Source organism: Zoogloea sp. LCSB751, assembly GCF_002028455.1.
In the GTDB taxonomy this organism is placed as follows: Bacteria; Pseudomonadota; Gammaproteobacteria; order Burkholderiales; family Rhodocyclaceae; genus Zoogloea.
The window spans coordinates 97,528-122,735 of record NZ_MWUM01000013.1; the positions used below are offsets into that span (position 1 = coordinate 97,528).

Below are 25,208 nucleotides of genomic sequence, written 5' to 3' on the forward strand. Positions count from 1 at the left end.
CGGCTGGAGAGAAATCAATCCACCTGTGGGCTGCAAGCAGGCCAGGCCATCGTCAAAGCCATTCGCTGCGTCAGCAATCTCACCCGGCCCGTTTCGTGGCTGGGGGCCGGAATCCTCTGGCGTGCATCCACACACAAAGGGAGCCCGTTGTTCCGCCGGCGGGCACCGGCACCGAATACCGTCGACCGCAAGCGGTCTCCTGGCGCCTCGCAGTTTTGCACACCAAGGCGTCAGGAGACCGCTCGCGTATCGGCGGAAGCACCTCGATCAGGGGAACCGCGGCGAACGCGATCCGGGGAGAAATGACCTTCTCGCCCAGCAGGCCGTGATGGGCCTGCAGGACGCGCACACCGTTGCAGAAGGGAACGCGCGCTGGGGAGTCCCGCGGGGTGCGGGAGGTTTGCCCCGCCGTCGGCAGCAGCCGGCGTGGCAGAGGGAAACGTGGGCGTCAGCTCGCCTTCGGAGACCGACGCCGCGGGCTTGGCGCTGCGGGCTTGCCTGTCGCGGTTTCGACCGGCTCCGTGCCCTTGCAGTCCGGGTAGCGGCTGCACGACCAGAACGCGCCGTTCTTGCCAGTGCGCTGGCGCATCGGGGCGCCGCACTGCGGGCAGCTCGGCGCGGGCGGCAGCTTGAGGGGGAGCGTTGCGCCGCGGTACTGCTGCACGAGCTGGGCGACCCAGGCCGATTGCTTGGCGATGAAGGTGTCCAGCGTCATCTGGCCGGCCTCGATCATGTCCAGCGCCTGCTCCCACACCGCCGTCGTGCCCGGATCGGCGATGGCCGCCGGCACCGCGTCGATCAGCGTGAAAGCCGCATCCGATGCGCGGATGGCACGGCCCTTCTTCACAAGATAGCCGCGTGCCAGTAAGGCGCTGATGACGTTGGCGCGCGTGGCCTCGGTGCCGATGCCCGTGGTGTCCTTGAGCTTCTGCTTCAGGCGTGGGTCGGTCACGAGCTTGGCGACGCCCTTCATGGCTTTGACCAGCTCGCCCTGCGTGTAGGGCTTGGGCGGCAGCGTCTTCAACGCCTTCAGATCGACCTGGCCGACCTGGCAGGAAGCTCCAGCACGCAGCGCCGGCAGCACCTGGCCGCGCTGCGCTTCCTCGCCGTCCGCGTCGTCGGGCTCCGGCGCCGCCAGTACCTGGCGCCATCCGGCCACCGCGATCTGCTTACCGACCGCGACCAGCGACTGCCCGCCGCACGTAAGCTGCGCCACCGTCCGGTCGAATTCGTGGTGCGGCAGGAACTGCGCGAGGTAGTGGGCGCGGATCAGCCTGTAGACGGCCAGCTCCTTGTCGCTCATCGCCGAGAGGTTCGCCGGTTCCAGCGTGGGAATGATGCCGTGGTGCGCCGTGACCTTGCCGTCGTTCCAGGCCCGCGAACGCTGCTGGCGATCCAGGCGGTCGATCAGCGGGCGCAGGCCGGGGTCGGTCTTGAGCAGGCTGTCGAGTACGGTGGGCACCTCGGCCAACATGCTCTCGGGCAGGTAGCCTGAGTCCGAGCGCGGATAGGTGGTCGCCTTGTGCGTCTCGTACAGCGCCTGGGCAATGTCCAGCGTCTCCTGCACGTCCAGACCCAACTGCTTCGAGCACACCTCCTGCAGCGTGCCGAGGTCGAACGGCAGCGGCGGCCCTTCGCGCACGCGCTCTGTTTCCACCGACAGCACCTGGGCGGCACCGGCCGCGCGCAGGCGCTCGGCAGCCTGCTGCGCCACCGGCTGTTGCAGGCAGCGGCCGGCGTCGTCGGTGCTGCCCTGCGGCGGCGTCCAGCTTGCGACGAAGGACTGGCCCGCATGTGAGAGTGCAACCTCGATGGCCCAGAACGGCACCGAAACGAAACGCGCGATCTCGCGGTCACGGTCCACCACCAGCTTGAGCGTCGGTGTCTGCACGCGCCCGACCGACAGCACGCCGGTGTAGCCGGCCTGGCGCCCGAGCAACGTGAACAGGCGGCTCAGGTTCATCCCGATCAGCCAGTCGGCACGCGATCGGGCGAGCGCGGAGAAGTAAAGCGGCAGCGTCTCGGCGGACGGCTTGAGCGTGCCCAGGGCCTTGCGGATCGACGCATCGTTGAGCGCCGACAGCCACAGGCGCTGGATCGGGCCGCGGTAGCCGCACAGCTCGATGATCTCGCGGGCAATCATCTCGCCCTCGCGGTCGGCGTCGGTCGCGATCACCAGTTCGCCCGCCTTGGCGACGAGCTGCTGCACGACCTTGAACTGCGCCGCGGTCGCCGCCTTGGGCTCGACACGCCAACGCTCGGGAAGAATAGGCAGTTGCTCGATGCCCCAGCGCTTGTACTGCTCGCCGTAGCCTTCGGGCGGAACCGCTTCGACCAGATGACCGATGCACCAGGTCACGACGACACCCGCACCGCTGTAGCAGCCGTTGCCGCGTTGGCCGGCGCCCAGCACACGGGCGATGTCCTTGCCCTGGGACGGCTTCTCGCACAGGAACACGCGCATGAAGCCTCCTTGGAAGTGTGCGGTCATCGGATGGCCCCAGCTTGGCCGGGCCAGCGGATGACGGCAGCAAGGAAGCCGATTGGCGCAGACACCGCTTTGTGATCGGCAGGCGATGCGTTGCCGCAGCGGCATGCGCGAAGCCGCAACGGCTGGCGCAGCGGGAGCGTCGTTTCGGGAGGGCGGCTGGAACCCGGTGGAACACCCTGGAGCTATCCCCTGGGGATAGCTGGTGCATGGCGGGCGTCTGACGGTTGCTACAGCCGCCCCCTGCGGGGAATCAGCCCTTGGCCTTGGTTTCCTTCGGCGCCTTCGTCCCCTTGGTCTCCTTCGGCGGCGGTACTGCGGCCTCGGGTTCCAGCGTCCTGGCGCTGAGGGTCACGGCCTGGATGCGGTACGGCAGAATGCCGATGCGGCGGGCCTCGATCTTGAAGGTCGTGCGCTCGTTGTCGTCGGCGTCCTCCCACTCGTCCTTCACCGTGCGGCCTTCTACCAGCACGCGCATGCCCTTCTGGTACAGGTCTTTCCAGTGGTCGGCGTCGCGGTGCCACAGCTCCACCGGCGCCCAGAAGCCGCCGCGGTCCTCGAATTCACCGTCCTTCTTTGGGATCGGGTTGTCGAAGTAGACGTTCAGGCGCAGCAGCCGGCGCGGCTCGTCGTTGCCGTTAGGGAATTCGCGATAGTCCGGCGCGGAACCGATGTTGCCCTCGCCGACGAAGTGCGTGCTCATGGAGACTCCTTGGGGGTGGTGGATGGAACCGACGCGGCATGCCCGTGGACACGTCGCAGGTAAGCCGCTTCGGCCTGCGCGGCCTTGCTGGCGCACTCCTGGGCCTGGCGGCCCAGCGTGTGAAGGAGGCTGATCTGCATGTTCAAAGCGATGCGCTGCAGCTCCATCGCGTACAGGTCGTCGATCAGCGAGGCCGGCGTCGCCGGGCGGTCGAGCAGCGATTCCCACAGCGCCACGCCCATGGAAGAACGGTCGTGGTTGCGCCAGCGCAGGAAGGTCGTGCCTGCGCCAGTGGTCTGCTGGGCCAGTTGCACGTCGAGCAGCGAGAAGGGGTAGGCCCGCGCCTGTTGCAGCACGCGCCGCTGCGCCAGCCCGATTAAGTCGTCGCGCAGCGCCGTGCACTGGTTGGCCCAGGCCTCCAGACTCCCCTTACCTTTAAAAGGCTGTAAAAGGCCTTTTAGGTAGGAGCCGTGTTTCAGGCGCTGGAAGTCCGCCTGTTCCAGCGGCAGGAAGCGCGCCGGTTGGCCGGTGGAAGACGATGCTGTCATGCCTTCGTGCCTTCGCCGTCATGGTCGTGGTCGTCGTCCGCCACGTCGGCTGCGCCAGCGCTGGGTGCGGCATCCGCGGCTGTACCAGGCTTGCCCGACCGCCGTGCGATCGGTGGCGCAAAGCGCGAGCGGCGCGTGCCTTCGAGCACGTCCTGCGGCAACTCGCCGAACTTCTCCAGCGCCGCCCGCGCCACCGCGTTCTTCGAGGCGAAGTCGTCGCGCGTCGCGCCGGAGTAGCGGTACTGCTGTGCCAGCGAGAACAGGCTGCGCAGCGCATGCGCGCCGTCGTTGAGCCAGCGTTCCAGCGTGCTGCGGTCGATCAGCGCGGTGTGGTGGGCGAGGATCAGCTTGCGGGCCAGGTCGTCGTAGTCGGCCAGCAGGTACACCGCCATGAAGCCGAGCTGCGCATTGACGAACAGCGGCAGCTTCACGGGCTGCACGTTCATGTTCTCGCCCAGCGACAGCGCGGGCGGCACGTCGGCCAGCGCCTGGTCCACCTGCTCACGCAGCGCCTGCAAGCTGTCCTTGGTCTGCGTCAGCTTGTCCTCGATGCGCAGCATCCAGAAATCCGAGTAGGGATCGTCCTGCTCGGCGCCGCGCTTCATCTTGTTCATCACGCTGATGTAGCCGTTCAGGCCGATGATCCCGGGCCGGCCCTCGGCAGGCGCTCGGCCATGCCAGATGCGTGAAGCGTGGTGGGTGTGCAGCGTCAGCGACATCGCGCTGCGCAGCGATCCGAGATTCAACTGCAGGGGCGGCTGGGATTCATTGGCCATGGTGACGACTCGCGGTACGGGAACGAGCCGCCAGCATCGGCATCGCCCGGAAGGGCGTCAGTCAACAAACCGCAGCGGGTGCGCTCCCGGTTGTCGCCCCGGAAGGTCGCGTGTTCCGTCTATCCCCAGGGGATAGGTCCGCGCCGGGCTGCGACCGTGCGACGCATGACAGAACCGAAGCCGATGCCTGGAAGGCTTCGTGTCCCAGCTATCCCCTGGGGATAGCTGCTCAGGAATCGCCCAGGGTTGAACGCAGTTTCGCCAGGTAGGCCCGCGCTGCCTCGCGGCCAGGGCCGTTCGGCGCGGGCGGTGGCGGTGCAGACGGTGCCGGTGCGGCTGGCCGTGGCGGCGGCGCAGGCGGCGTCGATGGCGAACCGCCTTCGCCGGCCCAGGCCTTGAACTCGCCGCGGATCGCCTTCTGGATGATGCCGAACAGATAGCCGGCCGGGTTGCGTACCGCGCTGTTGCGGCAGCGCGCATCCCATTCGTCCAACACCGCCTGCCGCAGCGACTCGTCCACCTGCTGCAAGGCCACCATCGCGCCGCTTTGCTGCTCGTCCTTCAAGCGCAGCAGGCGCTCGGGCAGGCGCAGGTGCTGCAACGACTTCGCGCGCGGTACTGTACGTACTTGATTTATACGATCCATACGTACAGTACGGTCCTCCTTCGGATTCCGAAGTGAGCCGTCTGGCGCGGATTTCAGCCCTGCTTCGGATTCCGAAGACGGGCCTTCGAGATTCCGAAGCAGGCCGTCCTGGCCTTCTTCGGATTCGTGATCCACAGGCGCTTGTGGATAACTCGCGTCCGCCCATTCGTTGCGCGCCATGCGCTGTGCCAGCACCTGCAGCCGCGTGGGCAGCGTGCGGCCGTTGAGCATCGGGTCTTCGGCGATCTCGCGCAGGGTGTTCATGCCGACGATCTGCACCGCCTTCGCCGCATGGGTCAGCGCCTGGCCGACCAGGCCGAGGTAGTCGGGGTCGAGCTGCATCGCCTCGAAGGGTGTCAGCGGTTCGTCGTGCAGCATGTAGAGGTTGCTCAGGATGCGCCCGGTCTTCGGGTCGCGGCGCCGTCGCACCAGGCTCAGCCAGCGCGTCAGCCGCAGCAGCGTCAAGGCGCGCGCCACGGTCTCGTGCGAGGCCTGCGCCGCGCAGGGCATCGAGGCGAGGTAGGGGCGAAGCTGGTCGTAGGTCGGGAACGCCGTCACGCCGTCGCTCTGGAGCTGCAGGCGGAGCACCTGCCAGGCGTTGCGCTCCAGCGGCGTCAGGCGCCGGTCGAGGAACAGCGCACGCGGCACGCTCTCGTGCCGGTTGCCGCTGTAGAGGAAGCCGTCGCTGACCGGCGCGGCCGGCGATGCAGCAGCAGCGCCGCGCGGGGCTGGCGGTGTCGGTGGTGCCCGTGGCACCAGTTCCCGCAGCGCGTCGTCGAACAGTGCCGACAGCGCCACGGGGCCATCGCGCCGGGGTGCGCCGCCGGTCGCCATGGCCTACACCAGCCCCTGGTCGATCCAGTTGCGTATCGCCGACCAGATCACCGACATCGGCAGGTTCAAGGTCTCGGCCAGGTCCATGGTCAGCGTCAGCATCGCCACCTCATCGTCCAGCGCGATGCCGCGCTCCATGACGCCGGCCTTCCACTGCTTCCACAGCGCCGTGTCCTGCGCCTCGTCCAGCACCGGATGCCGCCCCTTGCGCTTGGGCAGGCCGAGGATGTCGCGGCGCAGGGCCACCTCCTGGTGCGTAAGCCCGTAGAAGCGGCTGACCATCTCCGTGCTGGCGCCCAGGCGCAGCATGCGGTCGACCGTCGCGATCTCTCGCTCCACGTCGTGCACTTGGCTCAGCAGCCGCTTCAGCACATCGCGGTTCACCGACACCGAACACCACGACACCGTGGCGTTCACCAGCATGCTCACGAGTTCGGGGTGCTTGAGCGCGTCCAGCTCCTCCTCGCCGAAGCCCATCGCCTTGCAGCGCCGCAGTTGCCCATTGCGCAGGTCGTGCAGCGCCTGTGCGATGACGGCCTGGTTGAGCGGATGCGGTGCCGACATGATGGCCTCTGCTCAGGCGCCGTGGCCGGGGTTGCTGGAGGCCGCGCCGGTCTCCAGATCCAGCAGTCGGCGCGCCATGCGCAGCAGCCGGAACAGCTTTACCAGCCCGGCATCGCTCAGGCGCGGATATGCGCCGCCGCCATGCAGCAAGGCCGCTAGGTCGTCGGCCAGCCGGGCGCCATCGAAGCCGGGGGCGGGTCGGGGCGCGGCGCACAGCGCATGCAGCAAGGTCAGCACCGCACACGCGAACGGAGGCAATGAGCGCACCGCCGGGGGCGCCACGCAGACGAAGCCCATGCCGCCTTCGCTGGGTTCGACCTGCCCGGCCACGTCGGCTTCCTCGGCGATCTCGCGCGCGAACTGCGCGATGTGCACCCGCAGCCGATCCGGCACATCCAGGCCGGGCTCGATGTACCAGACATCCGAGATGGGGTATAGCCCGCCCGCCTGCACAGGGATCGCGCGCAGCGCGTCGGCCTCGAAGTCGGGCAGCTTGTCGCCCATCTGATCGGCCACCATGCGCTGGATGGATTGCAGGCGTTCGGTGGTCGGGGCCGGGGACACGATGTGACCCTGCAGGCGTTCGTCATCCTGCTGCATGCCCTTGTCGCTGGCGGCCGGCGTGGAACCGGCCTGCGCAGCCTGGCCAGGGCCAGGCTCCGACGACTGCACCGAGGGGCCGGGCGGCAGCGAAGGCGGTGACGGTGGTCGCGGTGGCCCGGCCGGCACCGCAGGTCTTGCCGCCTGCAGCGGCGCAGGATCGCTGGTCAATGCGCGCTGCCGGCTCTCGCTGTCGTCGATTTCCAGGCTCAGCGTGTCGTAGTCCGCTTCCAGCAGCTCGGCCATCTGGCCGACCAGCTCGTCCTGCACCCGCTGCGGTGAGAAGTTGTCGGGCTGCGTGTCGAACTGCGCCAGCACGTCCTGGAACAGCGTAGCGAAGTCCATCGACAGGTTGCGCCTCAGGGCACGCCGCTCCCAGGTGCGTTCGCAGGCCTTGCGCAGCACCGCGAGCCGTTCCACCTGATGCCGGCCGAGCCCGCCGTACAGCAGCGTGGGGATCGCCGGGAGCAGGTAGTGCACGGCGTCCTGCATGCGGCTGATGTGCGACTGCGGCAGCGGGAAGCCATCGGCCGTAAGCCGCCGCGCCAGCTCGCTCTGCGACAGCGGCTGGCCGCTGTCCCGCCCCATTTCCTGCTCGTAGAACTCGCGCGCCTTCTCCACGCCCAAGGCCCGCTCGATGAAGCTGAGCCCGCCGCGCAACTCGTTCTCGGCCAGGTGCCCGGTCAGCATCACCACTTCGCCGCGCTGCGGCCACGGGCGGAACAGGCAGGGGATGCGGAAGAACCGTTCGTCTTTCGTCTCGCTCCACAGCTCGCGCAGGATCGCCAGGCGCGTGTTGCCGCCGTTGCGGATGATGTAGTGCGGTTCGCCGGGCCGGCGCGTGATCGCGGGCGGCGCATCGAGCCCGCGTTCGCGGATCGAGGCCTTGATGTCCTCGTAGGCCGGGTTGCGCGTCACGCGCGGGTCGTGGTCGTAGGGGCGCAACTGGTCCAGCGTCACCACCATCGGCGTGTCGGCGATGGGGTCGCTCAGGGCCGCGACCGAAGGGCCGTTGCGCTCGAAGCCCGAGGCCAGCAGATTGGCGGCCATGTCCTGCGGCGTCAGGTCAGCCACGGCCATTCTCCTGAGATGCTGCAACACCCTGGGCCGCCTGTCGGTCGGCGCGGCGAAGCTGCGCACGGGCGTTGCGCTCGGCGCGGTGGTCGCTCGCCGTCGAGCTGGTGTAGATCGGCGCGCAGCCTTGCTTCGTGAACAGCAGGTGCCCGCCGCGGGTGCGCACCACCTTCCAACCTTCTCCCAGGGCGAACTCGATCAGCCCTCGCAGCCGCTTGTGGCCGCGGGCCAGGTCATGTGCGCTGGCCATGGCCGGCCCCTCCCGCGTCGCCTCGGCCGGTGACGAGCGCAAAGCGCTCCTGCCACGCCGGGAACAGCTCGCCGGCCAGCGCGCGCATGGTCTCCAATGCGGCAGGTGCCGTGCGGCCCGCCGGCTGGCGGTATTCCACCCGATGCACCGGCAGTCCGCGCGTCGCGGCGCGCTGATAGGCTTCAATCGCCGGCACGTCGGTGTCCAGCACGCGCACGCCAGGCTGCTCCTGGAATACCTGACGCAGCGCCTGCTGGATCAGCCGCGCATTCGACGACACCGGATGCACGCGGTTGATGAGCAGGTGCAGCGGCGGCGGCTCGATGCCGAGGTGGCGGTACGGCGCGATGTCCTCGATGAGTTGCAGCGTGCCGCGCCGCAGCTCGCGCGCCGCGAGGATTTCCGGCGTCACCGGCGAAAGCGCCAAGTTCGAGGCCAGCACCGCCATCTCCAGCAGCACGCTGCGCGCGCCCTGGGTGTCGATCAGCAGCAGGTCGTAGTGCGGCGCCAGCGTGGGCAGCAGGTGGCGCAGCCGCAATCTGCCATCGGGCGCGTGCAGCAGCAGCGTGTTCAGCTCGCCGCGGTCGTCGTTCGAGAGCACCAGGTCAAGCCGCTCGATCGCGGTGCGCGACACCAGTTGCTCGGCGCGCTGCTCGTTGTAGGCCAGCATCTCGTAGATGCCGGCCGGCGCGCGCTCGGCCAGCGTGAAGTAGCTCGACAGCGTGGGCTGCACGTCCAGGTCCAGCAGCAGCACGCGCAGCCCGGTGTCGGCTGCGAAGCCGCCCAGGTTGGCCGCCGTCGTGGTCTTGCCGACGCCGCCCTTGGTCGAAATGATGGACACCACCTGCATGGGCCTCTCCCGGTTGAATGGCATGTACCGAGGAAAAGCGTCAGGCGCGCTCATCGAGGCGATCGGCGATCCATTGCTCGACCTCCGCCGAGTCCCAGCCCACGGCGCGCACGCCCAAGCGCAGCGCCTTGGGGAACTTGCCTTCTTTCATCAGGCTGTAGATGTGCGCGCGCTTGAAGCCGGTTTTGGCCTCGACTTCGGCGCGACGCAGGATGCGGTGCTCGGCCGGCACTGCCGGCGCGGTGGTCTGCGAAGACATGAGAGACACTCCTTGACGCTCACTGGCGCTGTTCGGAAAGTGCCTCGTATTCAATACACCGCGGTCGCCGAAATCACTGCAATTGCAGAAGCAGCGACTGCAATTGCAGTGCGCCGCATCGGCATCATGCTGGCCGCGTCGTCAGCGCGACGCCTCCAGGTGGCGCCGCGCCTGCGCGAGCTTGCTCCACAGCGTCCGCTCGCTGAGACCCGGCCGCCCCTCATGGTGTGCGATCAGCGCGCTGACCACGGCATCCATGCTGCGGAACGACGAATAGGCCGCGCCTGACGGCGAATTGCCCAGCAGCAGCGTCAGCAGTCCGCCGATGATGTTGAGGTAAGTCGTCTCGCTGCGCAGGCCAGGCTCGCGCGCCTGTTCGTCGTTGGCCGCGCGCGTGGCATGTTCCTTCGCCAGTGCTTCGTGCGCGGTGCGCAGCGTTTCATGCACCAGGGCAAGTTCGGCAAGTTGCGACTTCGCTGCTTCGCGATCGGCCAGCAGAATGTTGAGCGTGTCCACGCTCACCGCCGGATGCACCGCGCGTTCGATGCCGTCAAACAAAAACCCCGGCCGATCGCCGGGGTAGAACTGCGACATCCACGCTTTCAAGTCCACGTGGCGCACGGTCAACTCGGGGTCGTCGAGCGCCGGCCGCTGCGAGTCCAGCACGATGCCGGCCTTGCCACCGGGCAATTCGCCATGCGTCAGCGCGTCGAAGATGCGCTCGGCATACAGGCGCAGCAGCGGCCAGCGCGGGAATTCGCCGGGCTCCGGCATGGCACGCTGCTCCAGCGCTTCCAGAATACGCTGCTCGAAGCGCAGGAGACCGCACCAGCGGACGGCCGCCTCGATCGGTCGGTAGTACGTCTTTGCGCCAAAGGCGTGGCTGCTCGATTTCGGCATATCGCGCTCTTCCCATCGTCGGATCGACACATGGCAAGCGCGCGCGGCCCACATGGGCGCAGCGATTGCCCAAAGAACCCGATGAAGCGCGAGCCGGTCGGCATCGTGGTGGACGTTGGGTGCGGCGATGTCGCCGAGCGTTACGCAGGGGGCAAACCTCCTTGCGGTGCCCGCTACACCTCAACCATAATGCACCTGCGAAAAATCTTGTTACCGGCGCAACGGTCTGAAAAGCCGCGCATCCAAGTTCGATCAGGAAGGGATGCCGCGCTTTACCGGAAAACCAGGGCAAAGTTTTCGTAGGAATACGGGCGGGGTAAAGCGCCAATGCGACTTCCGGCTGAGCCGGTTTGCATCCAGCAAGGGCTCATGCGTTCTGCGTCACTGCTGTGACCTCGACAGCTTGAAGGTGCCTTGCTTGATGCCGGGTGGATAGGCCCGATTCGCCATCCATGCCCGTGACGCAAAAGGTCGGCCGCCGATGCAATGCGGGTCAAGGTCCAGACCGAAAGGGAATCGTACCGTCCAAAATCCCCGCGTCACATCGGGCGTTGATCGGTGCCTTGCGGGCGTCCGACACGCTCCACGCGGTCGATGAACTGCCGCAGCGGCTCCATGATTTCGCCTTCGGGTCGCAGTAGATAGGTCGTCAGCGAAGCGGTCTCGTCGGCCAGCGGCCGCACGACGACATCGGCCTGATGGCAACCCGCCAGATGCGCCGCGCTCGAAAAGCCCACGCCGTAGCCGGCGGCCACGAGGGCCAGCATCAGGGAATGGGTCTTGACGTACTCGGCTACCGTCGGCTGCGCATCCACCGTGCGGAGCAGCCGTTCGCGCTGCCGGCTGCAACCTTCGCAGACCTGGGGATCGCACAGCACCAGCGGATAGCTCGCCACTTCCTCCAGCGGCACTTCCTTGAAAGCCAGCAGCGGATGCCTGGCGGGCAAAGCCACCACCAGCGGGTCTCGCCACACCGGCATGGCGACGATGCCGGCGTCCATTTCACCAGCCAATGCAAAACCTGCGTCATACAAGTCGTTGCGCAGTCCAGTCACCAACTGCGCCAGTGGCGTTTCAAATATCCGAATGCCGACCTGTGGTGCCTCCTCGCGGCAAAGCGCAAGCAACGCCGACAAGCGGGCCTGCCCCATGTCACCAGATAGTGCGATGCGCAGCGTGTTCCGCTGGTTCGCTGCGGCGCGTGCCTTGGTCTGCGCTTGCTCGAAGGCCAGCAGTACGCGCCGGGCTTCTTCGAGGAAGACCTGTCCCGCCGGTGTGAGACGAACACTGCGTGGCAAGCGGTTGAGCAGCGGCACCCCTAAATCCGCCTCCATCTGGCGGATCGTGCGCGACAGTGGAGACTGTTCGATGTGCAGCCGTTGAGCAGCCCGGCCGAAGTGCAGTTCCTCGGCTACGGCGATGAAGCAGCGAAGATGGCGTAAGTTCATGCTTTCTCCCTACCGATGTGATCAGTCCATATCATCGTAGGGAGCCGAATAGTGCGGAGGATTCACCTCTGTATCGAGATGAGAGCCATCCTGGGGGGTGATGCTCGGATGCTTTTCGCCCATGTCAGCGCCTACGGCGAAGCTCTCGTTCGAGATCGCCCAGCTGCGACGCCTGAAGTTCGGCAAGAAGAGCGAGCAGCTCGATGCCGAACAACGCGCGCTGTTCGACGAGGCTCTGGACGCCGACCTTGCCGCGGCTGAGGCGCAGCTCTAGGAACTGCTGGGCAAGAAGAAGCCGCCGGCTACGCCTGGCGCGATGCCTAAGCGCACCGCCTTGCCGGCGGACCTGCCGCGCGTGGACTGCCACCACGAGCCCGAGAACACCCGCTGCGCGTGCGGCTGTGCGCTCAAGCGCATCAGCGAGAAGCTGGACTACACGCCGGGCGTGTTCACGGTCGAGTGCCACATCCGCGGCAAGTGGACCTGCGCATAGGTGCCGAACGCTGACCCAGGCGCCGGTCCCGGCGGAGATCATCGCCAAGGGCATCCCCACCTCCGGGCTGCTCGCGTAGGTGCTGGTCGCAAAGGACTCCGACCATCTGCCGCTTACATGGTCGTCCCTAGGCAAGCAGGAATAAGCTGCGTGAGTGAATCGGGAGGTTTGCGTAGCTGATGGCTGGCCAGCAGCGTCTGCGCCGGCGGCTTCACCGGCACGAAGCGCATGTGCGGGCGGGTTGCCGCCTCGCAGATCGCTGCGGCATCGGCCGCACCGTTCTTGCGTCCCTTGCCGGCCATGCGGTAGGGCGTGACGAAGTGGCCTGCAATCAGCCGCGCATCCAGCCCATAGCCGCGCAGCTTGCGTGCCCAGTGATGCGCACCGCCGCAGGCCTCCAGGGCCACCAGGCAGCCGGGAGGCAGCTCCGCGCACCAGGCCGCAAACTTGTCAGCGGCCAGCGCCTTGGCAACCACCACGCGCGCATCCACCGCATGCACCTAGATAACCCGCTTGGCCAGATCCACCCCGACTCGGGCAATCTCGTTCATGGATTTCCCCTTTCACATGGCTGCAGATTGATGACTTGGGGAGCACCATCGCGGTGGCAGCCAACATTTGTTTCCTGGCTGCTTACGATTGAGTCACATCAATCGGCCAGCAGGTCGCTGGATGTTGACTCTTGACTTTCGGCATGTTAGGCGCAATATCTTGCAAAGTCTTGCAAGAAGTTCCTCGAGCGAGGCCGCGTGACGACGGAACTTGTGGGGGTGGTATGACAGCGCGCCAGCAGGCGATCTTCACACTCGACGAGTTGGCTACCTACTTAAAGGTCGGCAAGCGGACGCTTTACCGGCTCGCCGCGCACGGGGAAATTCCGGCCTTCAAGGTCGGCGGGACGTGGCGGTTTCGTCAAAGTGAAATCGATCAATGGATCAATGATCAGATCCAAGCAGGCAGAAAGAAGGAGGTGATACGCACAGATGAGCAGCCGAAGTCAGCGAAACATCCCGTGTTGCCTGGGCGCGCTATCGATAGCCGCAGGCAAACGGATTGAGTGAGTCTTCAATTGATTTCTGGAGGTATGACATGGACATTGATTTCAAGAAATTGGCTCCCTGGAACTGGTTCAAGAAGGAGCAGGAAGAACAACAGAGCACTGCCTCGCTCCCGGTGCAGCGCAATGACCTGCCGGTGGCGGGTGGGCCCGTCAGTCCCATCCTGCAATTGCATCGCGAGATCGACCGCCTGTTCGACGACGCGTTTCGAGGCTTCGGTTTCCCGACGCTGGCCATGCCACGCTGGCCGTCGGACTGGCCGGGCATGCTGAAGCCGGCGCTGGACATCCAGGAGACCGACAAGCAGTACAAGATCGCCCTGGAAGTACCCGGCATCGAGGAAAAAGACATCCAGATCACGCTCGACAACGACGTGCTGCTGGTGCGCGGTGAAAAGCGTCAGGAGCAGGAAAGCAAAGACGGTGGTTTCCACCGGGTGGAGCGCTCCTACGGCAGCTTTCAGCGCGCTCTGAATCTGCCGGCCGATGCCAACCAGGACACGATCAAGGCCGCTTTCAAGAACGGCGTGCTCACGATCACGATGGAAAAGCGCGAGGCCAGTACGCCCAAGCAGGGGCGCTCGATCCCGATCAACGGCTGACGCGGGGCAGCGCGTTTTTCTCAAAAACCACAAAGAGATGAGGCACCGTGATCGGCGGTGCCTCGTCAGATCAATCTTTACAGGAGCATCAGCATGGCCAGAAAACAATGCCAAGTCTGCGGCCAGCCCGCCACGGTGCGGGTGGAAGCCAATCTCAATGGTCGCCACAGCACCATGCTGTTGTGTGACGATCACTATCGCCAACTGGTGCGCCAGCAAAAGCGCACCGTCTCACCGCTGGAAGCCTTGTTCGGCTCGCGCAGCGGGCTGTTCGAAGACTTCCTTGGCAGCGACTTCTTCCGCATCGGTGACGACGCACCGTCCATGGCGGCCGATACCGACGAGGTCGTCGATGCCTCGTTCGGCGAACCCGCCCCGGCCGGTACGGGCACCGCGCGCCGTCGCGGCAGTGGGCTCGCCAGCCGTATCAGCGAACAGTCCGAGGCCCTATTGCAGGAGGCCGCCCGACACGCTGCAGAGTTCGGGCGCGCCGAAGTCGATACCGAACACCTGCTGCTGGCGCTATCCGACAGCGACGTGGTCAAGACCATCCTGGGGCAGTTCAAGATCAAGGTCGATGACCTCAAGCGCCAGATCGAATCCGAAGCCAAGCGCGGCGATAAGCCGTTCGAGGGCGAGATCGGCGTGTCGCCCCGGGTCAAGGACGCGCTCAGCCGTGCTTTCGTGGCCTCCAACGAACTCGGCCACTCTTATGTCGGGCCGGAGCATTTCCTGATCGGGCTCGCCGAGGAAGGCGAAGGTTTGGCGGCCAACCTGCTGCGCCGTTACGGCCTCACGCCGCAAGCGCTGCGCCAGCAGGTAAGCAAGGTGGTCGGCAAAGGGGCCGAGGATGGCCGCGCCGAGACGCCGACCAACACGCCGGAACTCGACAAGTATTCGCGCGACCTCACCAAGATGGCGCGCGAGGGCAAGCTCGATCCGGTCATCGGCCGCGCGCAGGAGATCGAGACGACCATCGAAGTGCTGGCCCGGCGCAAGAAGAACAACCCGGTGCTGATCGGCGAGCCCGGCGTCGGCAAGACCGCCATCGTCGAAGGGCTGGCGCAGCGCATGGTCGCCGGCGAAGTGCCCGAGACGCTGCGCGACAAGCGTCTGGTCGAACTCAACATCAACGCCATGGTGGCAGGCGCCAAGTACCGCGGCGAGTTCGAGGAGCGCGTGCAGAAGGTGCTCAAGGAAGTGACCGAGCACCAGGGTGAGCTGATTCTCTTCATCGACGAGGTGCACACCATCGTCGGTGCCGGCCAGGGTGGCGGCGAAGGCGGGCTGGACGTGGCCAACGTGTTCAAGCCGATGATGGCGCGCGGCGAGCTGAACCTGATCGGCGCCACCACGCTCAACGAGTATCAGAAGTACATCGAGAAGGACGCCGCGCTGGAGCGTCGCTTCCAGCCGGTGATGGTGCCCGAGCCGACGGTAGCGCAGACCATGATGATCCTGCGCGGCCTGCGCGACACGTTCGAGGCGCACCACAAGGTCAGTATCACAGAGGACGCGATCATCGCCGCCGCCGAGTTGTCCGACCGCTACATCACCGCGCGCTTTTTGCCTGACAAGGCCATCGACCTGCTCGACCAGGCGGCCGCACGTGTGAAGCTGTCGGCCACGGCCCGCCCAGTGGCCGTACAAGAGCTGGAGTCCGAACTGCACCAGCTGCGGCGTGAGCAGGACTATGTGGCCTCGCGCAAGCAGTACGACAAGGCCGCCGAGCTGGGCAAGCACATCGAGACCAAAGAGGCCGAACTCAAGAAGCTTGTCGAGGAATGGGAACGCGAGCGCGCCTCGGGTAGCGCCGAAGTCAAAGCCGAGCATGTCGCGCAGATCGTCTCGCGCCTGACCGGCATTCCGGTCAACGAGCTGACGGTGGAAGAACGCGAGAAGCTGCTGCATCTGGAGCAGCGGCTGCACGAGCGCCTGGTGGGCCAGGACGAAGCGGTGCGCGCGGTGGCCGATGCCGTGCGTCTGGCGCGCGCGGGCCTGCGCGAAGGCGGCAAGCCAGTGGCCACCTTCCTGTTCCTCGGGCCGACGGGTGTGGGCAAGACCGAGCTCGCCAAGGCGCTGGCCGAGTCCATCTATGGCGATGAAGGTGCTCTGCTGCGCATCGACATGTCCGAGTACGGGGAACGCCATACCGTGGCACGCCTGGTGGGTGCGCCTCCGGGTTACGTCGGCTACGACGAGGGTGGCCAGCTCACCGAGAAGGTGCGGCGCAAACCCTACAGCGTGTTGCTGCTGGACGAGATCGAGAAGGCTCACCCCGACGTCTACAACATCCTGCTGCAGGTGTTCGACGACGGGCGGCTCACCGACGGCAAGGGCCGGGTGGTGGATTTCACCAATACCATCATCATCGCCACCTCGAACTTGGGCTCGGACATCATCCAGCGTCGGCTGAAGGCCCGTGGCGCCGCCGGCGAGGAATACGAGAAGACCAAGGGCGAGGTGATGGACGTGCTGCGCGGACACTTCCGCCCCGAGTTCCTCAACCGCATCGACGAGATCATCGTCTTCCATGCGCTGGGCAAGGAGGAGATCCGCCATATCGTCGGCCTGCAGCTCGATCGTGTGGCCCGCAACGCCGCCAGCCAGGGCGTGACGCTGACCTTCGATCAGACCTTGATCGATCACTTCGCGGAGGAAGGCTACAAGCCCGAGTTCGGCGCGCGTGAGCTCAAGCGGCTGATCCGCAGCGAGCTGGAGACGGCACTGGCGCGCGAGATGCTGGGTGGCGGTATCGGCAAGGCCGATCACGCCAGCGCCCGCTGGGACGACAAGGCCGAACGGGTGGTCTTCGAGCGCCAGGAGCCACCCGCGAAGCCGGCCGAGCCTGAGAAGCCCGATGCCGCGAACGCGGCCGAGACGCCGCCGAGCGACGCGAGCAAGCCTGCGCGCAAGAAGAAGTCAGCGGGCGGCGAATCTTGAGTCATGGGGAGGCTGTCGTGTCCGACCCCAACGGGCTGACATGGGCAGCCACCCTCGTGTCGCTGGCGGTCGCTATCCCCACAGCGGGGCACGCGGTCATCTACAAGCGTGACCCTCGATCGGCCACGCTGTGGGTACTGCTGATCGCCTTGTTGCCGCTGGGCGGTTCGCTGCTGTATGGGCTGTTCGGCATCAACCGTTACCAGCGGCGGGCGCGGCGGCTCTTCCCGGGGGCAGATCCTGCTGTTCGGCAGGACCTCTCGCCCACGATGCCCGAGGCTGTATCGCCGCCGCTTGCCGGTCTGGCCCACCTGGTGGGACGCGCCACCGGCCAGTCGCTGACCAGCGGCAACCGCATCGAGCCGCTTGTCGATGGCGAGCAGGCCTACCCGGCCATGCTCGCCGCCATCGAATCGGCGCGGTACAGCGTCGCCTTGGCCTCGTACATCTTCGACAGCCAAGGCATCGGGGCGCAGTTCGTCGATGCGCTGCGCCGGGCTCATGAGCGCGGCGTGCAAGTGCGGGTGCTGATCGACGACGTGTATGCCCGCTGGACGCCCCGCAGCGCCTACCGCGCCTTGCAGCGCGCCGGCGTTCCGGCGGCGACGTTCAACCCGACGTTGATTCCCGCGCGCCTGCATGCCGCGCATCTGCGCAATCACCGCAAGCTGCTGGTGATCGATGGCGAGACGGGTTTCACCGGCGGCATGAACATCTTCAGCCCGTATTGGCGGCCCGATGCGCCGGGCCGGGCCTGTCACGATTTGCACTTTCGTCTGCGCGGGCCGGTGGTTGCGCATCTGATGCGGTGCTTCACCGACGATTGGTGCGATACCACGGGCGAGCGGCTCAACGAGGGTCTCTGGGGCGAACCGCCCGCAACGGCTGATGAGCAAGGAACCTCTTGGGCGCGCGGCATCGAGGCCGGTCCCGATGAGGCCCTGGACCGGCTGCGCTGGACCTTCATGGGCGCTTTGAGCGCGGCGAAGCATTCGGTGCGCATCTGGACACCTTACTTCGTGCCCGATCAGCCGATGATCGCGGCGCTAAGCACGGCCGCGTTGCGCGGCGTGCGTATCGACGTGCTGACGCCCGCAAACGGCGACCATCCCACGGTGCAATGGGCCGCACGCGCCCACTACTGGCAGGTGCTGGAGCACGGTATGCGCATCTTCGAACGGCCGGGCCCGTTCGACCACAGCAAGCTGATGCTGATAGACGGCCAGTGGTGCTGCCTGGGTTCGGCCAATTGGGATGCGCGCAGCCTGCGCCTCAACTTCGAGTTCAATGTGGAGGTGTACGACACCGCGCTGTCTACGCGGCTGGAATCCCTTTTTGATGCCGCCCGTGATGCATCGAACGAGATATCGGCCATGGCGTTGCGCGCCCGCCCGCTGGCCATCCGCTTGCGCGACGGGGTGGCCCGTCTGTTCACCCCCATTCTCTAGCGGCACGACTTGCGAGGAACATTGCCCATGGAAAAGAAAGATCAATGGAACATTGGCTACTGGATCGTCGCCGGCCTGTTGCTGCTGACGCTGCAGAACTACTGGCAGGCGGCCAAGACCGTCGAGCCCGTGCCCTACAGCGAATTCGAGAAGGCGCTGGCCGAGGGGCGCGTCGCCGAAGTGCTGGTGTCGGACCGCACGGTCACCGGGCGCCTGAAATCGCCGGACAGCCGGGGCAAGACCACCATCGTGGCCACTCGCGTCGAACCCGACCTGGCCGAGCGGCTGTCCAAGTACGACGTGCCTTACGCGCGGGTGGTGGAAAGCACCTGGCTACGTGATGTGCTCTCCTGGATTCTGCCGGCGGTGGCCTTCTTCGGCGTCTGGTTCTTCCTGTTCCGCCGCTTCGCCGAGAAGCAGGGCATGGGCGGCTTCCTGAGCATCGGCAAGAGCCGCGCCAAGGTGTTCATGGAGAAGAACACCGGCGTCACCTTTGCCGATGTCGCGGGTGTCGATGAGGCCAAGGCGGAGTTGGTTGAGATCGTCGATTTCCTCAAGAATCCGCAGGAGTATGGACGGCTCGGGGCGCGCATTCCCAAGGGCGTGTTGCTGGTCGGCCCACCGGGCACCGGCAAGACATTGCTGGCCAAGGCTGTTGCCGGCGAGGCGGCGGTGCCCTTCTTCTCCATCTCCGGATCAGAGTTTGTCGAGATGTTCGTCGGCGTGGGTGCAGCGCGCGTGCGCGACCTGTTCGAGCAGGCCCGCGGGCAGGCGCCGGCCATCATCTTCATCGACGAGCTCGATGCGCTGGGCCGCGCGCGCGGCGTCGGCGGCCCCATCGGCGGCCACGACGAGCGCGAGCAGACCCTCAACCAGCTGCTCACGGAGATGGACGGCTTCGACAGCTCGGTCGGGCTGATCATCCTCGCCGCCACCAACCGCCCCGAAATCCTCGACCAGGCGCTGCTGCGCGCCGGTCGCTTCGACCGTCAGGTGCTGGTGGACCGGCCCGACAAGAAGGGACGGCTGGACATCCTGAAGGTTCATGTCAAGAAGGTGACGCTGGCCCAGGATATCGATCTCGAACAGGTGGCTGCGCTGACCACGGGCTTTTCGGGTGCAGACCTCGCGAACCTGGTCAACGAGGCCGCGCTGGCCGCGACCCGGCGCAAAGCGTCCGCCGTGGAGTTGCAGGACTTCACCGCCGCCATCGAGCGCATCGTGGCGGGCCTGGAGAAGAAGAACCGAGTACTCAATCCCAAGGAGCGGGAAACCGTGGCCTATCACGAGATGGGCCATGCGCTGGTGGCGCTGGCGCTGCCCGGCACCGACCCCGTGCACAAGATCTCAATCATCCCGCGCGGCATCGGCGCGCTGGGCTACACGCTGCAACGCCCCACCGAAGACCGCTTCCTGATGACGCGCGCCGATCTGGAACACAAGATCGCCGTGCTGCTGGGCGGTCGTGCGGCCGAGAAGCTCGTGTTCGGCGAGCTGTCCACCGGGGCTGCCGATGACCTCGCACGGGCCACCGACATTGCCCGCGACATGATCACCCGCTTTGGCATGGACGAAGGACTGGGCTACATCGCCTTCGAGGCGCAGCGGCCACGCTTTCTCGATACACCGGAACTGGCCCACGGCGGCTGCCGGGTGGCCGAATCGACCCAGGCGCGCATCGATCAGGCCATCCGCGACATCGTGATGGGCGTGTTCGAGCGCGCCTACGGGATCCTCGACACCAACCGCGCGGTGCTGGAGCGTTGTGCGCGCGAACTGCTGGCGCGGGAAACGCTCGACGAGAACGACATCCTTCAATTGACCCAAGGACTTGTTCTTGATGGAAACGAAAAGTAGTAGGCGCTATTCAGAGTAAGCCGGCGGCTCTGTTCGGTGCGTCATCCAATTCGCCGGCATTGTTCAAGGAGAACCGATATGTCTGCATTGACTCCGTGGGACCCCTTCCGGGAACTGGATGAATTGCAAAACGGCCTGGCGACGATGTTCGGACGAATACCCCAGCGACAGGGCGCCCGTACCGGCAACGAAGCCATGACCACGGCGGACTGGGCACCAATGGTGGACATCAGCGAGGATGAGAACGCATTCCTCCTCAAGCTGGATCTGCCGGAGGTCCCCAAGGATGCCGCGCGCGTCAGCGCGGAAAACGGCGTGCTCACCATCAGCGGCGAGCGCAAACTGGAAAAAGAGAAGCAGTGCAAGAAGTTCCACCGCATCGAACGTGCGTATGGCCGCTTTGTGCGCAGCTTTGTCTTGCCTGACAACGTTGATCCGACCAAGGTGACGGCTGATGAAAGACGGCGCGCTGGGAGTGCGGCTTGTCAAGGCCGAGCAAGCCAAACCGAAACAGATTGAAATCTCAGTCAACTAACTTTAATTAGGAGCCCAAGATCATGAATATCAAACAGCCCCAATCAACCTTCTCCGCACTAGCCCTGGCGGTCGTCGTCGGACTGAGCGGACCGGCTCTGGCCCAATCGGCGGCAGGTTCTAGCCCAGGTGCTGCAGCACCCTCTGCCGCTTCCAAGGCGGCGCAGCCACAGGTAGATGACAAGGCCGCCCGGGAAGCCGAAAAAAAGCGTGCTGAGCTCACTCAGGACGCCATCACGGCGCTCACCAAGACCCAGGAGGCTTTGACACTCCTTGATGCAAAGAAGACCAAGGAGGCGCTCGCTGCGCTGGAACTGGCCAGCGGAAAGCTGGAACTGGTATTGGCACGCGACGCCAAACTTGCTTTGGCGCCGGTCGATGTACGCGTCATCACCCACGATATCCACGCCAACGTGGAATCGGTGAAGAAGGCGGTCAAGTTGTCTCGGGAGTTCTTGGGTGATGGCGAGCTGCAAAAGGCCCGGCCCATCGTCGCCAATCTGGCCAGCGAAATCGTGATCGAAACCGACAACCTGCCGATGGCAACGTACCCGGCAGCGATCAAGTCGGCCGCACGGCTCATCGACAGCGGCAAGATCGACGACGCCAAGGCGGAACTCGCCCGAGCACTGAACACGCTGGTGGTGACCTCGGTCGCCTTTCCTCTGCCCGTGCTACGGGCTGAAGCCGCGATGGCAAAAGCTGAAAAGCTGGCCGAGACCGACAAGCGCGATGCCAAGCAGAACGAGGAGCTCAGCACCTTGCTGTCGTCCGTGCGCACGGAGATCGAGATGGCGCAGATCCTGGGTTATGGCAAGAAGGCGGATTTCAAACCCATCTTCGATCATGTGAAGTCCATTGAGCAAAAGTCGGCTGGTGGCAAAAGCGGCAAGGGATGGTTCGACGAGTTGAAGACGCGCCTCCAAAAGCTGTTTTGAGGTGATGAAGGGGCCGACTGTTCGGTCGGTCAGTCTCGCGATGTTCGCAGTCAGCCCCAATAGATTCGCCTATTTTCACTAACTCACACGAGGCATATCACCATGAATGAGCAAACATCGAATCCCAATGCGACGAACAAAGAAATAAACGAACAGGCCGCGGTAAGCAGCCTTCCTGTCAGTCCAGAGGCCAAGGCTGAAGTCGTCACGGAGGTACAGCCTGAGGTTCAGAAGGAAACGGACTCGCAGGCGGCAGACAAACGTAAACAAGTCCTCGATGAGGCCGTCTCGGCCTTGGCGCTGACCAAATCAGCGCTGGCCGCACTTGACGGAAAGGACGCTGCACGCGCATTGGCAACGCTGGCCGAAGTGACGGGAAAGCTGGAGCTGATCGTTGCGCGCGAACCCACGCTCGCCCTGGCCCCCGTTGATGTGCGCACCATCGTGCACGACTTGTTCGCCAACACGGAAACCATTGAGGCGATGACCGACGAGGCGCTGGATGCCCTCAAACATGGCGAGGTGCAACGGGCACGTCACGTGCTGGCTTTGCTGGCCAGTGAAATCGTGATCGCGGTCACCAACATCCCTCTGGCGTCCTATCCCGCAGCCGTGAAGGCAGTCGTGCCGCTGATCGATCAGGGCAAGATCGAAGAAGCCAAAGCCGCGCTGCAGTCAGCGCTCAGCACGCTGGTCGAGGAGCGCAGCGTGCTTCCGCTGCCCGTCCTGCGTGCGAAGCTGCTCCTGAAGCGCGCCGAGACCTTGGTAGAAGATGGTCAGCGGAGCGAAGCGTCCAATGAGCGCCTGGAGACATTATTGAACGAAGCGCGGCAGCAGTTGGAAATGGCAGAACTGCTGGGCTATGGAAAGAAGAAGGACTTTGAGCCCCTGTATGCTGAACTCAAGAAAGTCAAGCAAAAGACGGCTGGGGGAGGCGGCGGAAAAGGCTGGCTCGATGAAATCAAGGCAAAACTGTCCAAGTTGTTCTGAAACCGCTGGATAGGGCCTAAGAGGGGCGCGTCGCGCCCCTCTCTTGTCCCATGAGTGTTTGATTTTTTATTTTGTATAGATCTTTAGGAGATATTGCATGAACACAGACACCATCGCTAATTCCAATGCGGATGACCCCACCAAAGCACTGTGTTCGCTGAGCCAAAATTGGTGGCTTTTTGTGCTGCGTGGTGTCTTGGCATTGATTTTTGCAGCCCTTGCGTTCTGGATGCCACAATCGGCTCTGTTGGCCATGACCATCATGTTCGGCGCATTTTCCTTGGTCAATGGCGCTTTCAACTTGGTTGCAGCGGTGCGCCATATCCAGAAAAAAGAGCGCTGGGGCTGGCTGCTGTTCAGCGGCATTGTCGGCATACTTACCGGCGTCGTCGTCCTGGTTGCTCCTTGGGTCGCCACGATAGTCTTGGCTTCTTTTTTATGGGCTAGCGTGGGCTTCTGGGCGATTTTCACCGGTGTGCTGGAGATATCCGCCGCCGTTCGGCTGCGTCAAGAAATCAAGGGTGAAATTTGGCTTGCCTTCAGTGGACTGCTCTCGATTGTCCTTGGCGCTATCGTCTTGTGGATATTTTTTTCCCGTCCGGTCGAGTCATTCCTGGCCGCAGGCTGGCTGTTGGGCTTCTATGCGGCAGTCTATGGTGTCACGCTTTTGTTCTTGAGTTGGCGTCTTCGCAAAACGCGCCAGGGATAAGAGCGGGTCAAACTAAATTCTATGGATATGAGCATCCTCGATTCATACCTCCATAGAAATGACATCGAAGGAGTCATACATGCAGATGCAATATAGCTATCGAGCTATCGACAAAGAGTTTCATGAACCTTGGCAGAGAGCTTTGGGAAATGTGATCGAGCACGCCCTCAAGCCATTGCTCGACAAACACACTAAAGATTCAGTGCGACTTCAAATCGTCCTTGATCGCGACAAGATCAAGCGGCAATTTCTGGCCAGTGGCTATATGCACCTGCCCGGCAAAAAGACTGTCAGCGTTACTGCATCACATGACGAGCTGACGCCCCTCGCGCAGATGCTCGCACAGTCGTTGTTCCGTCAGGCCAAGAAGCATTTTGACCGACTGCATGCTCAGGATCAAATCAAGCGCAAAGCACGACGCGAGCGCTTGCGCGAGCTCAAGGTGCGGATTGCCGCAAAACCCGCATCAGCCGCCCATGAGGCCGAGGTGACCCGAATGCCTCTACTGTCGAAACTTGAGGCTGTCGCAAGGCGTGAGCTGGCTTATCTGCGGGCCGTCGGCGATTTACCGCGCGATTATCCGACGCTGCGCGACGTGGTGGATGAAGCGATTGTCCAAGCTGAGGTGGAATGGCAATCCGTGGCGGGGGAAAAAGAGGCTTACACCGGTCTTTTGAAGCATCTGTTCGCCGTCCTGGATAACGAAGTGGCAAACAGCCGGCAATTTGGCGAATTCGTTTCTCTGGACGCGCCGGTCGAACCGGATGCCCAAGACGTCGCCGAGGCCATGGTGGAAGAGGAAATCTTCGAATTTTATCAGCCCGATGACACACTCAAGCTGGCCGATATGTTCGCTGGCAGTCAGCATCCCGATGCCGCAACGATCGCGGAACAGGAGGAGCTAGTTGATCGGTCGAGCGAGTTCGCTTTTGCATTCGACCTGCTGAAGGACATGCCGCGTTTGTGGCGGCGCATTTTTCTGCTTATCCGTGTGGACGGGCTGGATGCCAGCAGCGTCTCTGAAATCCTGCTGATTCCTAGTAAGGAAGATACTGTCCAAAGGTGGCTCATGCAGGCCGAAGCGTTCATCGCTGCTCATTTGGAAGAGGCCGGAGTAAGCAAAGACGGGAACGATTGGCTCCAAGGCGTTGATTGGTCGGCATTGTCTGTGACCCGAAGCGCGGCAGCCTCACTGTGGTCCAAGGAGGCGAACCATGAAGAATGATCTTCACCTCGTCTGTCCGCATTGCCAGTCCATCAACCGCGTACCGACTGCGAAGCTATCGGAACATCCCAACTGCGGCCGCTGCCAGCAGCCCTTGTTCACGGGCGAACCCATCGAGTTGACCACGGCGACGTTCTCGCGCCACGTGGAGCGCAGCGACCTGCCACTGTTGGTCGATTTCTGGGCACCTTGGTGCGGGCCGTGCAAGATGATGGCCCCGCAGTTCCAGCAAGCGGCGCGCCAGCTCGAACCCAGGGTCAGGCTGGCCAAGGTCAATACCGAGGCAGAACCCCACCTGGCCGCGCAGTTCGGCATCCGCAGCATTCCAACCCTGATTTTGTTCCGAGGGGGACATGAGGTTGCACGTCAGGCGGGCGCCATGGGCGCGCAGGACATTATGCGCTGGGTGACATCCCGCTTGCCGCAATGACCCGGCGCGAACCACCCTGCTTATCAGTTGTTCGATCCTTGA

Annotated in this window: 23 protein-coding genes and 2 pseudogenes; 12 read left to right on the forward strand and 13 right to left on the reverse strand. The window is 64.7% G+C overall.

Annotated features, from left to right (window positions below; all coding sequences use genetic code 11):
* Positions 1 to 448: 448 nt before the first annotated feature.
* The 12 genes from B4920_RS15540 to B4920_RS15595 all read right to left on the reverse strand — a co-directional run bounded on the left by B4920_RS15540 (position 449) and on the right by B4920_RS15595 (position 11,940).
* Positions 449 to 2,464, reverse strand: a complete 2,016-nt coding sequence (locus B4920_RS15540; protein WP_004265528.1) for a DNA topoisomerase III — start codon at positions 2,462 to 2,464, stop codon at positions 449 to 451.
* A 277-nt stretch (positions 2,465 to 2,741) separates the two neighbouring features.
* Entirely contained in the window at positions 2,742 to 3,191 is a 450-nt protein-coding gene (locus tag B4920_RS15545) for a single-stranded DNA-binding protein (RefSeq protein WP_006410649.1), read from the reverse strand.
* The gene (locus B4920_RS15550; protein ID WP_079435571.1) at positions 3,188 to 3,739 is read right to left on the reverse strand and encodes a DUF3158 family protein; all 552 of its coding nucleotides are present in this window, start codon (positions 3,737 to 3,739) and stop codon (positions 3,188 to 3,190) included. The genes B4920_RS15545 and B4920_RS15550 overlap by 4 nt, the downstream gene beginning before the upstream one ends.
* Positions 3,736 to 4,515 carry a PFL_4669 family integrating conjugative element protein gene (locus tag B4920_RS15555; RefSeq protein WP_003454895.1) on the reverse strand — a complete coding sequence of 260 codons (780 nt, stop codon included), beginning with the start codon at positions 4,513 to 4,515 and terminating at the stop codon, positions 3,736 to 3,738. Before B4920_RS15555 ends, B4920_RS15550 begins: the two co-directional genes overlap by 4 nt.
* 229 nt (positions 4,516 to 4,744) lie before the next feature.
* Positions 4,745 to 5,995: an STY4528 family pathogenicity island replication protein gene (locus B4920_RS15560; protein WP_059889447.1), complete on the reverse strand. Its 1,251-nt coding sequence runs from the start codon at positions 5,993 to 5,995 to the stop codon at positions 4,745 to 4,747.
* A 3-nt stretch (positions 5,996 to 5,998) separates the two neighbouring features.
* Positions 5,999 to 6,559: a DUF2857 domain-containing protein gene (locus B4920_RS15565; RefSeq protein ID WP_003454899.1), complete on the reverse strand. Its 561-nt coding sequence runs from the start codon at positions 6,557 to 6,559 to the stop codon at positions 5,999 to 6,001.
* A gap of 12 nt (positions 6,560 to 6,571) precedes the next feature.
* Positions 6,572 to 8,233, reverse strand: coding sequence for a ParB family protein (locus tag B4920_RS15570; RefSeq protein WP_079435581.1), 1,662 nt, complete (start codon positions 8,231 to 8,233; stop codon positions 6,572 to 6,574).
* A complete protein-coding gene (locus tag B4920_RS15575) occupies positions 8,226 to 8,483 on the reverse strand; it encodes a hypothetical protein (protein WP_003454921.1) in 258 nt (85 codons plus the stop codon). The genes B4920_RS15570 and B4920_RS15575 overlap by 8 nt, the downstream gene beginning before the upstream one ends.
* Positions 8,467 to 9,333 carry a ParA family protein gene (locus tag B4920_RS15580; protein ID WP_003454923.1) on the reverse strand — a complete coding sequence of 289 codons (867 nt, stop codon included), beginning with the start codon at positions 9,331 to 9,333 and terminating at the stop codon, positions 8,467 to 8,469. The genes B4920_RS15575 and B4920_RS15580 overlap by 17 nt, the downstream gene beginning before the upstream one ends.
* 40 nt (positions 9,334 to 9,373) lie before the next feature.
* A complete protein-coding gene (locus B4920_RS15585) occupies positions 9,374 to 9,592 on the reverse strand; it encodes an AlpA family transcriptional regulator (protein WP_003454927.1) in 219 nt (72 codons plus the stop codon).
* Between the two features lie 141 nt (positions 9,593 to 9,733).
* Positions 9,734 to 10,492, reverse strand: a complete 759-nt coding sequence (locus B4920_RS15590) for a hypothetical protein (RefSeq protein ID WP_003454930.1) — start codon at positions 10,490 to 10,492, stop codon at positions 9,734 to 9,736.
* Positions 10,493 to 11,031: 539 nt separating this feature from the next.
* Positions 11,032 to 11,940 carry a LysR family transcriptional regulator gene (locus tag B4920_RS15595; protein ID WP_079435572.1) on the reverse strand — a complete coding sequence of 303 codons (909 nt, stop codon included), beginning with the start codon at positions 11,938 to 11,940 and terminating at the stop codon, positions 11,032 to 11,034.
* 139 nt (positions 11,941 to 12,079) lie between these two features.
* Here B4920_RS15595 and B4920_RS30475 point away from each other — a divergent pair.
* A pseudogene (locus B4920_RS30475) lies at positions 12,080 to 12,509 on the forward strand (IS66 family transposase zinc-finger binding domain-containing protein); the annotation flags it as partial.
* 37 nt (positions 12,510 to 12,546) lie between these two features.
* On the opposite strand, the gene B4920_RS15610 reads toward B4920_RS30475, so the two are convergent.
* Positions 12,547 to 12,912, reverse strand: coding sequence for a hypothetical protein (locus B4920_RS15610; protein WP_104064751.1), 366 nt, complete (start codon positions 12,910 to 12,912; stop codon positions 12,547 to 12,549).
* 296 nt (positions 12,913 to 13,208) lie between these two features.
* Between B4920_RS15610 and B4920_RS15615 the strand changes: the two genes are divergently transcribed.
* The 11 genes and pseudogenes from B4920_RS15615 (at position 13,209) to trx-GI (ending at position 25,166) form a co-directional block, all read left to right on the forward strand.
* Positions 13,209 to 13,490, forward strand: a complete 282-nt coding sequence (locus tag B4920_RS15615; protein ID WP_079435573.1) for an AlpA family transcriptional regulator — start codon at positions 13,209 to 13,211, stop codon at positions 13,488 to 13,490.
* A gap of 32 nt (positions 13,491 to 13,522) precedes the next feature.
* The gene (locus tag B4920_RS15620; RefSeq protein ID WP_016451637.1) at positions 13,523 to 14,092 is read left to right on the forward strand and encodes an Hsp20/alpha crystallin family protein; all 570 of its coding nucleotides are present in this window, start codon (positions 13,523 to 13,525) and stop codon (positions 14,090 to 14,092) included.
* 93 nt (positions 14,093 to 14,185) lie between these two features.
* On the forward strand, positions 14,186 to 17,035 hold the full coding sequence (gene clpK / locus B4920_RS15625; RefSeq protein ID WP_016451636.1) for a heat shock survival AAA family ATPase ClpK: 2,850 nt from the start codon (positions 14,186 to 14,188) through the stop codon (positions 17,033 to 17,035).
* 17 nt (positions 17,036 to 17,052) lie between these two features.
* Positions 17,053 to 18,483 carry a cardiolipin synthase gene (gene cls, locus B4920_RS15630; RefSeq protein ID WP_016451635.1) on the forward strand — a complete coding sequence of 477 codons (1,431 nt, stop codon included), beginning with the start codon at positions 17,053 to 17,055 and terminating at the stop codon, positions 18,481 to 18,483.
* Between the two features lie 27 nt (positions 18,484 to 18,510).
* Positions 18,511 to 20,340: an ATP-dependent zinc metalloprotease FtsH gene (ftsH, locus tag B4920_RS15635; protein ID WP_020306398.1), complete on the forward strand. Its 1,830-nt coding sequence runs from the start codon at positions 18,511 to 18,513 to the stop codon at positions 20,338 to 20,340.
* Between the two features lie 78 nt (positions 20,341 to 20,418).
* A pseudogene (gene hsp20-GI / locus B4920_RS15640) lies at positions 20,419 to 20,875 on the forward strand (small heat shock protein sHSP20-GI).
* A 22-nt stretch (positions 20,876 to 20,897) separates the two neighbouring features.
* The gene (yfdX1, locus tag B4920_RS15645) at positions 20,898 to 21,812 is read left to right on the forward strand and encodes a heat resistance protein YfdX1 (protein WP_016446194.1); all 915 of its coding nucleotides are present in this window, start codon (positions 20,898 to 20,900) and stop codon (positions 21,810 to 21,812) included.
* A 102-nt stretch (positions 21,813 to 21,914) separates the two neighbouring features.
* Complete coding sequence (yfdX2, locus tag B4920_RS15650; RefSeq protein WP_079435574.1) at positions 21,915 to 22,802, forward strand: heat resistance protein YfdX2; 888 nt, start codon at positions 21,915 to 21,917, stop codon at positions 22,800 to 22,802.
* Between the two features lie 97 nt (positions 22,803 to 22,899).
* Complete coding sequence (hdeD-GI, locus tag B4920_RS15655; protein WP_016451631.1) at positions 22,900 to 23,511, forward strand: heat resistance membrane protein HdeD-GI; 612 nt, start codon at positions 22,900 to 22,902, stop codon at positions 23,509 to 23,511.
* A gap of 79 nt (positions 23,512 to 23,590) precedes the next feature.
* Positions 23,591 to 24,736, forward strand: coding sequence for a hypothetical protein (locus tag B4920_RS15660; RefSeq protein WP_079435575.1), 1,146 nt, complete (start codon positions 23,591 to 23,593; stop codon positions 24,734 to 24,736).
* Positions 24,726 to 25,166, forward strand: a complete 441-nt coding sequence (gene trx-GI, locus B4920_RS15665; protein WP_014236590.1) for a heat resistance system thioredoxin Trx-GI — start codon at positions 24,726 to 24,728, stop codon at positions 25,164 to 25,166. Before B4920_RS15660 ends, trx-GI begins: the two co-directional genes overlap by 11 nt.
* The last annotated feature ends 42 nt before the right edge of the window (positions 25,167 to 25,208 follow it).